Origin of the sequence: Streptomyces sp. NPDC101165 (assembly GCF_044768135.1) — a bacterium.
Classification (GTDB): Bacteria; Actinomycetota; Actinomycetes; order Streptomycetales; family Streptomycetaceae; genus Streptomyces.
This window is the reverse complement of record NZ_JBIWPG010000002.1, coordinates 77,896-92,636: the sequence shown is the minus strand read 5'-3', so window position 1 is coordinate 92,636 and position 14,741 is coordinate 77,896. Positions and strand designations below refer to the sequence as shown.

Annotated in this window: 13 protein-coding genes and 1 tRNA gene; 9 read left to right on the top strand and 5 right to left on the bottom strand. The window is 70.0% G+C overall.

Going from position 1 to position 14,741, the window contains the following annotated elements:
* Nucleotides 1-40 precede the first annotated feature (40 nt).
* Together ACIRVH_RS03990 and ACIRVH_RS03985 are read left to right on the top strand one after the other, a co-directional pair.
* Entirely contained in the window at nucleotides 41-586 is a 546-nt protein-coding gene (locus ACIRVH_RS03990; protein ID WP_403947968.1) for a GNAT family N-acetyltransferase, read from the top strand.
* Nucleotides 583-2,352 (top strand): IucA/IucC family protein, encoded by a 1,770-nt coding sequence (locus ACIRVH_RS03985; protein WP_403947967.1) that lies wholly within the window; start codon nucleotides 583-585, stop codon nucleotides 2,350-2,352. Before ACIRVH_RS03990 ends, ACIRVH_RS03985 begins: the two co-directional genes overlap by 4 nt.
* Nucleotides 2,353-2,406: 54 nt before the next feature.
* Here the strand turns inward: ACIRVH_RS03985 and ACIRVH_RS03980 are convergent, their stop codons facing one another.
* A complete protein-coding gene (locus ACIRVH_RS03980; protein ID WP_403947965.1) occupies nucleotides 2,407-4,008 on the bottom strand; it encodes a beta-N-acetylhexosaminidase in 1,602 nt (533 codons plus the stop codon).
* Nucleotides 4,009-4,070: 62 nt separating this feature from the next.
* On the opposite strand from ACIRVH_RS03980, the gene ACIRVH_RS03975 reads away from it, so the two are divergent.
* On the top strand, nucleotides 4,071-4,952 hold the full coding sequence (locus tag ACIRVH_RS03975) for a DUF4429 domain-containing protein (RefSeq protein WP_403947964.1): 882 nt from the start codon (nucleotides 4,071-4,073) through the stop codon (nucleotides 4,950-4,952).
* 55 nt (nucleotides 4,953-5,007) lie between these two features.
* Here the strand turns inward: ACIRVH_RS03975 and ACIRVH_RS03970 are convergent, their stop codons facing one another.
* The gene (locus ACIRVH_RS03970; RefSeq protein ID WP_403947962.1) at nucleotides 5,008-6,576 is read right to left on the bottom strand and encodes a purple acid phosphatase family protein; all 1,569 of its coding nucleotides are present in this window, start codon (nucleotides 6,574-6,576) and stop codon (nucleotides 5,008-5,010) included.
* A gap of 165 nt (nucleotides 6,577-6,741) precedes the next feature.
* On the opposite strand from ACIRVH_RS03970, the gene ACIRVH_RS03965 reads away from it, so the two are divergent.
* Both ACIRVH_RS03965 and glmS read left to right on the top strand, forming a co-directional pair.
* On the top strand, nucleotides 6,742-6,999 hold the full coding sequence (locus ACIRVH_RS03965; protein ID WP_145878051.1) for a hypothetical protein: 258 nt from the start codon (nucleotides 6,742-6,744) through the stop codon (nucleotides 6,997-6,999).
* Between the two features lie 37 nt (nucleotides 7,000-7,036).
* Nucleotides 7,037-8,854: a glutamine--fructose-6-phosphate transaminase (isomerizing) gene (gene glmS / locus ACIRVH_RS03960; protein WP_403947960.1), complete on the top strand. Its 1,818-nt coding sequence runs from the start codon at nucleotides 7,037-7,039 to the stop codon at nucleotides 8,852-8,854.
* 144 nt (nucleotides 8,855-8,998) lie between these two features.
* Here glmS and ACIRVH_RS03955 read toward each other — a convergent pair whose 3' ends face one another.
* Nucleotides 8,999-9,559 (bottom strand): GPR1/FUN34/YaaH family transporter, encoded by a 561-nt coding sequence (locus ACIRVH_RS03955; protein ID WP_403947958.1) that lies wholly within the window; start codon nucleotides 9,557-9,559, stop codon nucleotides 8,999-9,001.
* A gap of 125 nt (nucleotides 9,560-9,684) precedes the next feature.
* A complete protein-coding gene (locus ACIRVH_RS03950; RefSeq protein ID WP_393464248.1) occupies nucleotides 9,685-10,212 on the bottom strand; it encodes a universal stress protein in 528 nt (175 codons plus the stop codon).
* Between the two features lie 315 nt (nucleotides 10,213-10,527).
* Here ACIRVH_RS03950 and ACIRVH_RS03945 point away from each other — a divergent pair, with 315 nt between their 5' ends.
* The 4 genes from ACIRVH_RS03945 (at nucleotide 10,528) to ACIRVH_RS03930 (ending at nucleotide 13,313) form a co-directional block, all read left to right on the top strand.
* On the top strand, nucleotides 10,528-10,785 hold the full coding sequence (locus ACIRVH_RS03945; protein WP_403947956.1) for a hypothetical protein: 258 nt from the start codon (nucleotides 10,528-10,530) through the stop codon (nucleotides 10,783-10,785).
* A gap of 379 nt (nucleotides 10,786-11,164) precedes the next feature.
* Nucleotides 11,165-12,385, top strand: a complete 1,221-nt coding sequence (locus ACIRVH_RS03940) for a helix-turn-helix domain-containing protein (protein ID WP_403947955.1) — start codon at nucleotides 11,165-11,167, stop codon at nucleotides 12,383-12,385.
* A 145-nt stretch (nucleotides 12,386-12,530) separates the two neighbouring features.
* On the top strand, nucleotides 12,531-13,133 hold the full coding sequence (gene orn / locus ACIRVH_RS03935; RefSeq protein WP_403947953.1) for an oligoribonuclease: 603 nt from the start codon (nucleotides 12,531-12,533) through the stop codon (nucleotides 13,131-13,133).
* Nucleotides 13,134-13,240: 107 nt separating this feature from the next.
* Nucleotides 13,241-13,313: transfer RNA gene (locus ACIRVH_RS03930), tRNA-His, on the top strand.
* 103 nt (nucleotides 13,314-13,416) lie between these two features.
* Here the strand turns inward: ACIRVH_RS03930 and ACIRVH_RS03925 are convergent.
* On the bottom strand, nucleotides 13,417-14,472 hold the full coding sequence (locus ACIRVH_RS03925) for a LacI family DNA-binding transcriptional regulator (RefSeq protein ID WP_403947951.1): 1,056 nt from the start codon (nucleotides 14,470-14,472) through the stop codon (nucleotides 13,417-13,419).
* Between the last annotated feature and the right edge of the window lie 269 nt (nucleotides 14,473-14,741).

Sequence of the window (14,741 nt, the reverse complement as noted above, 5' to 3'; positions counted from 1 at the left end):
CCGCTCTGCCGTACAAGGACACGCGCCCAAGGAGTTATCGATGAGCACCACCCCACTGGTGGGCACCTTCGCGTTCCGCCCCCTCGACCCCCTGAAGGACGCCGAGCTGCTGCACTCCTGGGTCACCCATCCCAAGGCCGCTTTCTGGATGATGCAGGACGCGAAACTGGAGGACGTCGAGCGCGCCTACATGGAGATCGCCGCCGACGAGCACCACCACGCCCTGCTCGGGCTGCGCGACGGTGTGCCCGCGTTCCTGACGGAGGTGTACGACCCCGCCCACCGCGAGCTGGTCGGCCTGTACGAGCCGCGGACCGGCGATGTCGGCATGCACTTCCTCACGCCCGCGACCGACACGCCCGTGCACGGGTTCACGCGGTCCGTCATCACCGCCGTCATGGCCCACCTCTTCGAGGACCCGGCCGTGGAGCGGGTCGTCGTCGAGCCCGACGTGCGCAACAAGGCCGTGCACGCCCTGAACGAGGCCGTCGGGTTCGTGCCCGAGCGGGAGATACAGAAGCCGGAGAAGAAGGCGTTGCTGAGCTTCTGCACGCGGGAGCAGTTCGCGAAGGCGGTGGCCGCATGAGCCTGCCCGACGCCGTGGCCCACCTGTCCCCGGAGCGCTGGGGCACCGCCAACCGGCTGCTGGTGCGCAAGGCGCTCGCCGAGTTCGCGCATGAGCGGCTGATCACGCCGGAGCGGGAGGGCGACCGGTACGTCGTCCGCAGCGACGACGGGCTCACCGCCTACCGGTTCGCGGCCACCCTGCGCGGCCTCGACCACTGGGCGGTCGACGCCGACTCGATCACCCGTCATCGCGCCGGGACCGAACTTCCCCTGGCCGCCCTGGACTTCTTCGTCGAGCTGCGGCAGGCGCTGGGGCTGAGCGACGAGATCCTGCCCGTCTACCTGGAGGAGATCTCCTCCACCCTCTCCGGCACCTGCTACAAGCTGACCAAGCCGCAGGTCACCTCCGCCGAGCTGGCGCGGAGCGGCTTCCAGGCGATCGAGACCGGGATGACCGAGGGCCACCCGTGCTTCGTCGCGAACAACGGGCGGCTCGGCTTCGGCGTCCAGGAGTACCTGTCGTACGCCCCGGAGACCGCGAGCCCCGTCCGGCTGGTGTGGCTGGCCGCGCACCGCTCGCGGGCCGCGTTCACGGCGGGGGCCGGGATCGAGTACGCGGACTTCGTCCGGCAGGAGCTGGGGGCGGCCACCGTCGAGCGGTTCCACGGGACGCTCGCGGAGCAGGGCCTCGACCCCGCCGACTACCTGCTCATACCCGTCCACCCCTGGCAGTGGTGGAACAAGCTCGGCGTCACCTTCGCCGCCGAGGTGGCCCGCCGGTACCTGGTGTGTCTGGGCGAGGGCGACGACGAGTACCTGGCCCAGCAGTCCATCCGGACCTTCTTCAACACCTCGGACCCGCACAAGCACTATGTGAAGACGGCCCTGTCCGTCCTCAACATGGGCTTCATGCGCGGACTTTCGGCGGCCTACATGGAGGCGACCCCGGCGATCAACGACTGGCTCGCCCAGCTCGTCGAGAACGACGGCGTGCTGAAGTCGACCGGCCTGACGATCATCCGGGAGCGGGCGGCCGTCGGCTACCGGAATCTGGAGTACGAGCAGGCCACCGACCGGTACTCGCCGTACCGCAAGATGCTGGCCGCGCTGTGGCGGGAGAGCCCGGTGCCGTCATTGCGGGAGGGCGAGTCCCTCGCGACCATGGCGTCCCTGCTGCACGTGGACCACGAGGGTGCCTCGTTCGCGGGTGCGCTGATCGAACGGTCGGGCCTGACGCCCGCCGAGTGGCTGCGGCAGTACCTGCGGGCCTACTTCACCCCGCTGCTGCACAGCTTCTACGCCTACGACCTGGCCTTCATGCCGCACGGCGAGAACGTGATCCTCGTGCTGAAGGACGGTGCGGTCGAGCGGGCGGTCTACAAGGACATCGCCGAGGAGATCGTCGTCATGGACCCGGACGCGATCCTGCCGCCGGTGGTGCGGCGGATCCGCGTCGAGGTGCCCGAGGACCAGAAGCTGCTGTCGATCTTCACCGACGTCTTCGACTGCTTCTTCCGGTTCCTCGCGGCGAACCTCGCCGCCGAGGGGATCCTGGCGGAGGACGGCTTCTGGCGCACGGTCGCGGAGGTCACCCGTGAGTACCAGGAGTCGGCGCCGGAGCTGGCGGAAAAGTTCCGGCAGTACGACATGTTCGCCCCGGAGTTCGCACTGTCCTGCCTCAACCGGCTCCAGCTGCGCAACAACCGGCAGATGGTGGACCTGGCGGATCCGTCCGGCGCGCTCCAGCTGGTCGGGAACCTGAAGAACCCCATCGCCGGGTTCTGACAGACGGACGGGCACCCCTGAGTACGGTCCTCAGGGGTGCCCGTCGGACTTGGGTCAGCTCGCCGGCCACGGCACCTGGGGCGATCTGTAGTAGGTGATCCCGAGGGCGGTCCAGCGCGGGCCCTGGGCCGCGAGGCGCACCTTGTAGCGGGCCCAGTCATGGGTGGCCGCCGGGGACCAGCCCAGCTCGGCCGCTCCCGCGAGGCGCGGGAAGGCCATGTACTCGATGTCGGCGGACTTGGTGAGCGTCTCCGACCACAGCGGCGCCTCGACGCCCTTGACGGCTGAGGCGGGTGCTCCGGGGAGGTAGGCGCCCGGGTTCCAGTCGTAGGAGCGCTTCACCTCCACGTAGCCCGCCCACTTCGTGCCCGGCCTGGTGTTCCTGGTGTACTTCATGTCGAGGTAGACCCGGTCGGCCGGGGACAGGATCAGCCCGGTGCCGTTCTGGGCCGCCTTGGCCACCTGGGCCTTCTCGGCCGCGCTGGTGCCGTCCACGCCCCAGTACTGGGCGAGGGCGCCCTGGGCGGGGGTGGCGCCGGTCAGCTGGTGCCAGCCGATGACCGTCTTGCCGTACCCGGCGACGATCGGCTGCACGCGGTTCATGAACTTCACGTAGTCGGCGTGGCTGGTGGAGTGTGCCTCGTCGCCGCCGATGTGCAGGTAGCGGCCGGGCGTGAGGGCTGCCAGCTCGCGGATGACGTCGTCCACGAAGGTGTACGTCACCTCCTTGGACACGCACAGCGAGCTGAAGCCGACGTCGGTGCCGGTGTACAGCGGGGGTGCGGTGCCGTTGCAGTTGAGCTGTGCGTAGGAGGCGAGGGCCGCGTTGGTGTGGCCGGGCATGTCGATCTCGGGCACGACCTCCAGGTAGCGGGAGCCGGCGTAGCGGACGATCTCCTGGTAGTCGGCCTTGGTGAAGTAGCCGCCGTGGCCGCCGCCGACCTGGGTGGAGCCGCCGTAGGTGGCCAGGCGCGGCCAGGAGTCGACGGCGATGCGCCAGCCCTGGTCGTCGCTGAGGTGCAGATGCAGCGTGTTGATCTTGTAGAGGGCCATCTGGTCGATGTAGCGCTTGACCTGGGCGACCGTGAAGAAGTGCCGGGAGACGTCCAGCATGGCGCCGCGGTAGCCGTAGCGCGGGCGGTCCTCGATGGTGCCGCCGGCGATCCGCCAGGGGCCGGACTGGACGGTCTTCTTCTCGATGGAGGCCGGGAGCAGCTGACGCAGGGTCTGGACGCCGTGGAAGAGGCCGGCGGGGGCGCGCGCGGTGAGGGAGACGCCGTGGGGTCCGCTGCTGAGGCGGTAGCCCTCGGCGCCGAACGGCCCGTCGGCCAGGTGGAGTCGGATGCCGCCGGTGCCCGGCCCGGTGAGCGGGAGCGGATAGCCGGTGGACGGGCGCAGGATGCCGGCGAGGTAGGCGCCGATCCGGCGGACCTCGGCCGAGTCGTCGACGCGGAGCTGGGTGGCGCGGGTGATGCGGTACGGGGATCCGGCGGGCCTGATCGAGGCGGGCGCGGGGACCACCCGGTCCAGCGGGGTCGTCGCGGCGGCGCTCGGGACGGGTGCCGCGCCGACGGTGAACACGCCTGCCGCCGCCAGAAGCAGCAGGGTCCCGAGGATCCGGGGGAATCGGGGAGTCGTGCTGTGGTTCGGTCTCACATGCGCTCCCTTCACGAGTGGTAAAGACCACTCTCCCGCAGATCCGGTGGAACAATCCCCGCATGGCGGAAATCATCCAGAAGGACGGCACCTGGGCCTTCGACGGCGACGCGCTCAGGCTGACCCCGGGCCGGGACAGGAACATCGGCCCGCTGCGCAGCGCGCTGGGTGAACTCGTCGTACCGCTGGGCGCGTTGGCGGGAGTCTCGTTCGAGCACGGGAAGAAGTCCGGGCGACTGCGGCTGCGGCTGCGCGACGGCGCCGACCCGCTGCTGCACGCCACCGGCGGCCGGCTCTCCGAGCCGCACGACCCCTATCAGCTGTCCGTGGAGTCCGACCGGTACGGCGTCGCCGAGTACTTCGCGGACGAGGTCCGCAACGCGCTGCTGCTGGACGGGGTTTCGCCGGACCCGGTCGCCGAGTACCTGCTGCCGGGGCCGTCCGTACCGCTGTCCGCCTCGGCCGGGGACGGCACGGCGGGCTTCGACGGCGAGCAGGTGCGGCTGGAGTGGAACTGGAAGACGGAGGACGCGAAGGCCGCCACCGGGCCCCGCACGATCCCGGTCGGCGAGATCACGGCCGTGGAGTGGCAGCCGGCGGCGGGCCTGGAGAACGGCCATCTGCGCTTCACCGTGCGCGGCGCGCCCGCCACCGCACCGCCGAAGTACGACCCCAACGCCGTCGAGCTGTGGGGCTTCAAGAGGGACCCGCTGATGGCCCTGGTCGCGGCCGCCGTGCAGGCCCGGCTGCCGCACCCGTCGGCGCCGCCCGCCGGGACGGACGTACGCCCCGAGCCGCCGCGGCTCACGAAGGCGTCCCCCGCCGAGGACGACCACGACGCGCTGCTGCGGCGGCTGCGCGAGCTGGGCGAGCTGCACCGCTCGGGAGTGCTGACGGACGAGGAGTTCACCCTGGCCAAGCAGGCGGTCCTGCGACGCATGTAGCGGACCGCCTGCTCCCGGAGACGTCACGCCCTGCCGTCCGGGCGTGGGCGTGGCCCTACTTGGCCCGGCGCGCCACCGTGAAGTGGTCGATCCGGTCACCGGTCTCGGCGATGCCCTGGACCTTCAGGGTGGTGTAGCGGCCCGTCGGCGCGGGGGTGACGTCCACGCGCAGGAAGGAGTAGTTCAGGTAGCGGACGCGCGACCAGGTGACGGTCTCGGGCTGCCGGGCGCCGTCCTTGAGGCAGATGAACGAGGACACGGAGTCGACCTCGTTCTCGTTCCCCTCGTAGGAGTCCGGGGCGGTGAAGGCGTACAGGCTGCGGCCCGCCGCACCGGCGGTGACGTAGACCACGCCCTCGGTCTCGGGGTAGGCGGTGCCGCCGATGGGCAGCTTCTTGGTGACCTCGCCGCCCTTGATGACGTCGGTGCGCTCGTACTGGTGGTTGTGGCCGTTGATGACCAGGTCCACCTGGTACTTGTCGAACAGCGGCACCCACTCCTGGCGCACGCCCCCCTCCGAGGCGTGCGCCTTGGACGTGCAGTACGCGCAGTGGTGGAAGAACACGATGACGAAGTCGATGTCGTCACAGGCCCGGAACTTCTTCAGCTGGGCCTCGAACCACTTGGTCTGGGTTCCGCCGGAAATGCCCAGGTTCGCCGGGATCTCGAACGAGATGTCGTTGGGGTCCAGCGAGATGATCGCCGTGTTGCCGTAGACGAAGGAGTAGACGCCCGGGAGGTTCTCCGGGTCGGGGCCGTTGTCCGGGAGCGTCCAGCGGGCTTCCTCGCCGCCGTAGCCGTTGGGCGAGTACCAGGCCTCCATGTCGTGGTTTCCGTAGGAGACCATCCACGGGATCTGCTTGGCGACCGACTCGGTCTGGTACAGGAACTGGTCCCAGGTGCGCGAGTCGAACCCGGTGTCGGTGGTCTTGCCCGCGCCGGACGGGTCGCCGTAGGCGATGTCGCCGGCGTGCAGGTGGAAGGCCGGGTTCTGGCCGAGGATCAGGCTGTCGTTGGCCAGGGCGTGGTAGCTGACGCCCTGGTCGCCGAAGGCGGTGAAGGTGAACGGCTCGCTGCGGGCGGGGGCGGTGGTGAAGGTGCCCAGGGTGCCCAGCAGGTGCCGCTCGGCTGGGTCGAAGCCGTCGTGACCGACGCCGTAGTAGTACGTCCGGCCGGGGCGCAGGTGGGTGAGCTGGGCGTGCAGGTAGTACTGCGTGTGGTCGCCGCTCGCGCCGACACCGGCCGGGGTGTAGAGGCTGCGGACCTCGGCCTCGATCTTGCGGGAGAGGTCCCAGGGGTTGGCGCCGATGCGGATGAAGGGGTTCTTGACGGCGACCGGGACCTGCCAGGAGACGGTCATCTCGGTGCGCGGGTCGGTGCCGAAGGCGAGGTGGCGGCCGAAGGGGGCGACGAGGGCGCCGTCGACCTCCTCGGCGGCGGAGGCGGTCCGCTGAGCCGGTACGGCGGCCTGGGCGGTGCCGCCCGGTATGAACGCGCCGCCCGTGACGGCGCCGAGAGTGACGGCACCGCCTCTGATCATGGTGCGCCGCGAGAATCTGCCGCGCAGGTACTCATGCTGCTCGGCCATGCTCATGCGCTCGGCCAGCTTCTCGGGTACTCCCATACGTGGAATGTCCATGACGTCTGAAACTCGTGGGTCCGGACGACGCGGCACAAGACGCAGGATGGACAGCTTGCGAACAGAGCCCCATAAGAGTTTCAACAGGCGCTTGCCCGGAATCGGGCACGATTCTTGCGAAACTCGCGCCGGTGGCTCAGGATCTACCGGGTGCACGAGGAACTTGTCGATCACCTGACGCGGTCCACGCCCCTGAACCGGGGCGAGGCGCTGCGGGTGATACAGGACGTGCTCGCCTACTTCGACGAGACGACGCAGGACTACGTCCGTCGCCGCCACCGAGAACTGCAGGTCCAGGGCCTGCAGAACACGGAGATCTTCGAACGGATCGAGGCGGACCTGAAATACCGGGCGGTCGCACCGCCGGAGCTGACGCTCCGGCAGCTGCGCCGCATGGTCTACGGCTGAGAACCAGCCAGAACCACGGACTGAGGAATACCTATATATGTGCGGAATTGTCGGATACATCGGCAAGCGTGACGTGGCGCCCCTGCTCCTGGAGGGGCTGCAGCGCCTGGAGTACCGCGGCTACGACTCCGCCGGCATCGTCGTCACCTCCCCGAAGACGGTCGGCCTGAAGATGGTCAAGGCCAAGGGCCGGGTGCGCGACCTGGAGGCCAAGGTCCCCGCGCGCTTCAAGGGCACCACCGGTATCGCCCACACCCGCTGGGCCACCCACGGCGCCCCCTCCGACGTGAACGCCCACCCGCACATGTCGGCCGACCAGAAGGTCGCCGTCGTGCACAACGGCATCATCGACAACGCCTCCGACCTGCGCCGCAAACTGGAGGCGGACGGCGTCGAGTTCCTCTCCGAGACCGACACCGAGGTGCTCGTCCACCTGATCGCCCGCTCGCAGGCCGAGAAGCTGGAGGACAAGGTCCGCGAGACCCTCCGGGTCGTCGAGGGCACCTACGGCATCGCGGTCATGCACGCCGACTTCTCCGACCGCATCGTGGTGGCCCGCAACGGCTCCCCGGTCGTCCTCGGCATCGGCGAGAAGGAGATGTTCGTCGCATCGGACATCGCCGCCCTGGTCGCCCACACCCGGCAGATAGTGACGCTGGACGACGGCGAGATGGCCACCCTCAAGGCCGACGACTTCCGCACCTACACCACCGAGGGCACCCGTACGACGGCCGAGCCGACCACCGTGGAGTGGGAGGCGGCCTCCTACGACATGGGCGGCCACGACACGTACATGCACAAGGAGATCCACGAGCAGGCCGAGGCCGTGGACCGCGTGCTGCGCGGCCGCATCGACGACCGCTTCTCCACCGTGCACCTCGGCGGCCTGAACCTGGACGCCCGCGAGGCGCGCAAGATCCGCCGCGTGAAGATCCTCGGCTGCGGCACCTCGTACCACGCGGGCATGATCGGCGCCCAGATGATCGAGGAGCTGGCCCGCATCCCCGCCGACGCCGAGCCGGCCTCCGAGTTCCGCTACCGCAACGCGGTCGTGGACCCCGACACCCTCTACGTCGCGGTCTCCCAGTCCGGTGAGACGTACGACGTCCTCGCCGCCGTCCAGGAGCTGAAGCGCAAGGGCGCCCGGGTGCTCGGCGTGGTCAACGTGGTCGGCTCCGCGATCGCCCGCGAGGCCGACGGCGGCATCTACGTGCACGCCGGCCCCGAGGTCTGCGTCGTCTCCACGAAGTGCTTCACCAACACCACGGTCGCCTTCGCCCTGCTCGCCCTGCACCTCGGCCGCACCCGTGACCTCTCGGTCCGCGACGGCAAGCGGATCATCGAGGGCCTGCGCAGGCTGCCGGGTCAGATCGCCGAGATCCTGGAGCAGGAGGAGGAGATCAGGAAGCTGGCGGAGCAGTACGCCGACGCCCGCTCGATGCTCTTCATCGGCCGCGTCCGGGGCTACCCGGTCGCCCGCGAGGCCTCCCTGAAGCTCAAGGAGGTCTCCTACATCCACGCCGAGGCCTACCCCGCCTCCGAGCTGAAGCACGGCCCGCTGGCCCTCATCGAGCCCGCCCTGCCCACGGTGGCGATCGTCCCCGACGACGATCTGCTGGAGAAGAACCGCGCGGCCCTGGAGGAGATCAAGGCCCGCAGCGGCAAGATCCTCGCGGTGGCCCACCGGCACCAGGAGAAGGCCGACGAGACGATCGTCGTCCCGAAGAACGAGGACGAGCTGGACCCGATCCTCATGGGCATCCCGCTCCAGCTGCTGTCGTACCACACGGCGAAGGTCCTGGGCCGCGACATCGACAAGCCGCGGAACCTCGCGAAGTCCGTGACGGTGGAGTGAGAAATCTCCACGACGGCCGTAGCGATAATTGAGCAACCCCTACGGCGAGCAACCACGTCCGCGAGAGCGGCGCCGGTTTAGGCGCAAAAGAACGGACCCCCGCGTGTGCCACCTTCACGCGGGGGTCCGTTCGTGCTGCTCGGATCAGCCGGCGGCCGTCACCCCCCGGCCCGCAGCACGCCCGGGAAGCGCCGTCGGCCAGTGGGCCAGCGCCGCCGTCGCCGCGTACCAGGCGACCGCGCCGGAGACCGCGGCCACCCAGCCGCCGACCTTCGCGAGGGAGGAGCTGTCCGCGAAGGCCGCGACGGCGAGCACCAGCATCGCCAGGAACAGCAGCCCGTGCATGACCTGACCCAGGGTGTCCCCGCCCGCGAGGGTCAGGGTGAGCGCCACGAGGGCGAACAGCAGCAGGAAGAGGCCGGCCGCGTTGGCCGACATCTGACCCGCGACGGCCCAGGTGAACCAGAGCGCGCCGAGGGCGACGAAGCCGGTGCCGGAGGCGCTGTCACCGGCACGGAAGGCCAGGAGACCGACGAGGAAGAGGGCGACGCCGCCCACGTAATGAGCCAGTGACACGGCGTCGGATGCCCCCACGCCGTCGATCACGCCGGTGGTACCGAGCCCGAACGCCAACAGGGTGACACCCAGGGCGAGTCGGCCGACCACGGTGGTGTTTCCGCTTCCCGCGGAGACGTCGTTGTCCACGGCGGGCTCCCTTCTTGCATGTGCAGTTGCGCGGTGACCGGTATATGCCCTTCACAAGGGCACAAACACCTCTACGCACGAGTAGTTTCTCGCTGCACCAAGGGAGTTGACAAAGTGTCGAAAGCTCAGGGAATGACGATGACGGGCCGCTGCGCGCGCTTGGCGAGCCGGCCGGCCACGGAGCCGAAGATGCGGCCCACGATGCCGTGCGTCGAGCCGACCACGATCGCGTCGGCCTCGTACTCCCGCCCCACCTCTTCGAGTTCGTGGCAGATGTCGCCGCCGCGCTCGACCAGGATCCAGGGCACCTCGGCCAGATAGTCCGCGCAGGCCAGTTCCAGACCGAGCACCTCGGTGCGGTGGTCCGGCACGTCGACGAAGACGGGCGGCTCGCAGCCGGCCCACACCGTGGTGGGCAGCCGGTTGGCCACATGGACGATGATCAGGCCCGAGCCGGAGCGGTGGGCCATACCGATGGCGTAGGCGAGGGCGCGCTCGCTGGACGTCGAGCCGTCGAAGCCGACGACCACACCATGCTTGAAGGCAGGATCGCAGGAAGGGCTTGACTCTTCCGCCGCGAGGGGATCGGCCGCCGTGGGATCGGCGACGGGCCGCTTGCGGTCCGCGGGTTCGAAGAATTCGTGACCGGCCATGGCTGTCTCGGCGTTGTGATCCTTTGTGGGTGGGGGGTGACATCGGGTGGCGAAGCTGTGTCCGGGATTCGTCTTCCCAACCCCATACCCCCAAGGGTACGGCGGCACGCCTCCTCTGCCCAGATCCCGCACACGCTCCGTAAGCAGCCCCCCGGTGTCCGTAGGGGTTCCCCGGAGCATGCACGAGCAGCGCCCGTAACGCAATGGTTGCTGCCCCGTACAGGCGGTTTGCACAGGATCCCCGGAGTGACGGCCGGTGACCGACCGATCGAACAGGCGTTGAACCCGGTGAGTCACCGCCACAGGGAGTACGAGATGTCCGGACGCCGCTCCACCTCCGACCCGCACCCCGCCCCGGACGCCACGAGCGACGTGATCCGCTGGGCGGCCTTCAGCTGCGTCCTCGTACCCGTGGTCCTCGTCTGGTACGGCACCTCGCTCGCCGGCGCCGCCGGCACCGCCTTCGGCCTCGCCGCCGTCACGGCCGCCTGCCGCGTTCTGCTGCGTCGGTCCGAGCGTTGCGCCGCGCAAAGAGGCGGACGTCACACCAAGGAGAGGACACCGGTCGACTGACCGGTTTTTGCGCCTCTGAACGCCTCTTTTCGGCCAACTTCCAGATACCGCCCCGGGGGGGTCCCACCACCCCCCCCAACCCCCGTTCCACCTGCACGGAAAGGGTCTGAGCGGACCCGCGCACCCTACGCGGTTTGGCCACTACGACAAGGCGCACTTCCCTGCACGGCCCACGAGTGCAACCCTTCGTGATCGAATGCTTCACGCCAAGTTGTCATGTCGACAATGTCCGGCGTGTCTAACTGGCCACCGTGAGACCGCGGTAGCCAGTAGATTCGATCTTGACTGTCTTACGGCGGGGGACTCGTGCAGGACCGAGGGGAAACGTGCAGGAGCGACACAACCGAGGAGCCGCGACCACCGAGGGGGGCTTAGCAGGATGAGCCACGACTCCACTGCCGCACCGGAAGCCGCGGCCCGGAAACTCTCCGGGCGACGCCGCAAGGAGATCGTCGCGGTGCTGCTGTTCAGCGGCGGCCCCATCTTCGAGAGTTCCATTCCGCTGTCGGTGTTCGGGATCGACCGCCAGGACGCCGGCGTGCCGCGCTACCGACTGCTGGTGAGCGCCGGTGAGGAAGGCCCACTGCGGACCACAGGGGGCCTGGAACTCACCGCACCGCATGGGCTCGAGGCGATCTCACGCGCAGGGACGGTCGTCGTACCGGCCTGGCGCTCGATCACCTCACCGCCGCCGGAGGAAGCGCTCGACGCGCTGCGCCGTGCGCATGAAGAGGGGGCCCGCATCGTCGGGCTGTGCACCGGGGCGTTCGTCCTGGCCGCGGCCGGACTGCTGGACGGCCGTCCGGCGACCACACACTGGATGTACGCACCGACGCTGGCCAAGCGCTATCCGTCGGTGCACGTGGATCCACGCGAACTGTTCGTCGACGACGGAGACGTACTGACCTCCGCCGGCACGGCCGCGGGGATCGACCTGTGTCTGCACATCGTGCGGACGGACCACGGCAACGAGGCGGCCGGCGCGCTGGCCCGCCGGCTGGTGGTCCCGCCGCGCCGCAGCGGCGGTCAGGAGCGCTACCTCGACAGGTCTTTACCCGAGGAGATCGGCGCCGACCCGCTGGCCGAGGTCGTCGCCTGGGCGCTGGAACACCTCCACGAGCAGTTCGACGTGGAGACACTGGCGGCACGCGCCTATATGAGCCGCCGTACGTTCGACCGCCGGTTCCGCTCGCTCACCGGCAGCGCACCGCTGCAGTGGCTGATCACCCAGCGGGTGCTGCAGGCACAGCGGCTGCTGGAGACGTCGGACTACTCGGTGGACGAGGTGGCGGGACGCTGCGGCTTCCGCTCACCGGTCGCGCTGCGCGGGCACTTCCGCCGCCAGCTCGGCTCGTCCCCCGCCGCCTACCGGGCCGCCTACCGCGCCCGGCGGCCGCAGGGCGAGCGGCACGGTGACACCGAGCCGCCGATGACCCCGTCCGGCCCGACGGGTGCACCCGTCGGCCTGCCCGGCCACGGCCCGATGGGCGCACCGCCCGCCGTGCTGCACCCGGAGCGGGAGAGCGCGGTGCCGATGCAGAGCCGCCGGCAGGCCGCGGGCGCGGTGAGCCTGCTGCCGGGGCCGCGCACCGGCCACTGAACGAGGCGCACAGAGAGAGGGGGCGGGCACACACCCGCCCCCTCTCTCCGTCCTGCCGTGTCCCGGCCCGGGGGCGGCAGCCGCAAGCGAGTCCAGCACCGACACGGGGCATCCCAAATGCGGACGTCAGCTTTAGGGTGGTCGCATGAACGATCGCATGGTGTGGATCGACTGCGAGATGACCGGCCTCTCGCTGTCCGACGACGCTCTCATCGAGGTGGCCGCCCTCGTCACCGACTCCGAGCTGAACGTACTCGGCGAGGGGGTGGACATCGTCATCCGTCCGCCGGACTCGGCGCTGGAGACGATGCCGGAGGTGGTGCGTCAGATGCACACCGCGTCCGGCCTTCTCGACGAACTGGCCGGGGGCACGACGCTGGCCGACGCCGAGGAGCAGGTGCTGGCGTATGTACGGCAGTGGGTGAAGGAGCCGGGCAAGGCCCCGCTGTGCGGCAACTCCGTCGGCACCGACCGCGGGTTCCTGCTGCGGGACATGCCGACCCTGGAGGACTACCTCCACTACCGGATCGTGGACGTCTCCAGCATCAAGGAGCTCGCCCGCCGCTGGTACCCGCGGGCGTACTTCAACAGCCCTGAGAAGAACGGCAACCACCGCGCCCTCGCCGACATCCGCGAGTCGATCGCCGAGCTGCGCTACTACCGCGAGGCCGTCTTCGTCCCGCAGCCCGGACCGGACTCCGACACCGCGAAGGCGATCGCCGCCAAGCACGTCCTTCCCGCGCCGTAGGACCGCGTCGGAGGCCCCCGCGAAAACCTGTGCGCGAGCACCCCTTCGGACCCTGTAGACTTCTTCTCGGCCGGTCGGGGAAACCACCAAGTCGACGACCGGTCATGGTGGGTGTAGCTCAGCTGGTAGAGCACCTGGTTGTGGTCCAGGATGCCGCGGGTTCGAGTCCCGTCACTCACCCTGAGTAATCAGCCGGTGACTCCGTCGCAAGACGGGTCACCGGCTGATTCGTTTTCCGCGTCCACTGCCCCTGGTCAGGGGCAGTCCCGCAGCACGACGGGCGTCACGACGACGCCCGCACCACCAGATCCGCCGACAGCACCGCGTGCCGCCGCTCCAGCCCCCGGGACATGGCCGGGCGGCGGTCGGCGATCTCCGTGAGCAGCAGGTCGATCATCGCGCGGCCCATCTCCTCGATGGGCTGGCGCACACTGGTCAGCGGCGGGTCCATGTGGCGGGCGATGGCCGAGTCGTCGTAACCGACCAGTGCCACGTCGTCCGGGATCCGGCGGCCCGCCTCGCGCAGCACCTGGCGGGCGCCCGCCGCCATGACGTCGGAGCCGGCGAAGACCGCGTCCAGGTCGGGGTGGCGCTCCAGCAGCGTCGCCATCGCCCGCCGGCCGCCCTCCTCGGTGAAGTCCCCCGGCTCGACGAGGAGTTCGTCCACCTCCAGGCCCGCGTCCCGCAGGGCGTCGCGGTAGCCGTCGACGCGGCGCTGGGCGCCGTAGACGTCGAGGCGGCCGGTGATGTGGGCGATCCTGCGGCGGCCCCGGGAGAGCAGATGCTCCACGGCCGAGCGGCCGCCGCCGTAGTTGTCCGAGTCCACCGAGGTGAGCGCCTCCTCGGCCGAGCGCGGACCGCTGATCACCGCCGGGATCTCCAGCTGGGCGAGCAGGTCGGGCAGCGGGTCGTCGGCGTGCACCGAGACCAGCAGCACGCCGTCCACCCGGTGGGCCGCCAGATACTGCGCGAGGCGCTGCCGCTCCCGGTCGCTGCCCGCGAAGATCAGCAGCAGCTGCATCTCCGTCTCGGACAGTTCGCTGCCGACACCGCGCAGCATGTCCGAGAAGTACGGCTCCGCGAAGAACCGGGTCTCCGGCTCGGGGACGACCAGCGCGATGGCGTCGGTGCGGTTGGCCGCGAGGGCGCGGGCCGCCGTGTTGGGGACGTAGCCGAGTTCGGCGACCGCCGCCTCGACCGCCGCCCGGGTCCCCTCACTGACCCGCGGCGAGCCGTTGATCACCCGCGAGACCGTGCCCCGGCCGACCCCGGCCCGTGCGGCCACCTCCTCGAGCGTGGGCCGCCCCCCGCTCCGGCCCCGCGCTCCGTGGCTTGCCATGGGCTCCGCCTCCCTCGCACCAACATCCGGCTGGCTGGAATCTAACAGTCCTGGCCGGAGCGGCGAGCGGCACCGGACCTCCGGGGAATGCCAGTTAACGCTCAGATAACTGAACACATCCGTCCGCGTCCGGTCCCTTGACACCCCGCCCCGAACCGACGACTCTTCAACACATCACTGGTGGGAGCGCTCCCACAGTACCTGACACATACACGTCCCGCACGTTCCCCGCCCGAGCCGCAGCGAGTAAAACGGGCCCAACCATGCAG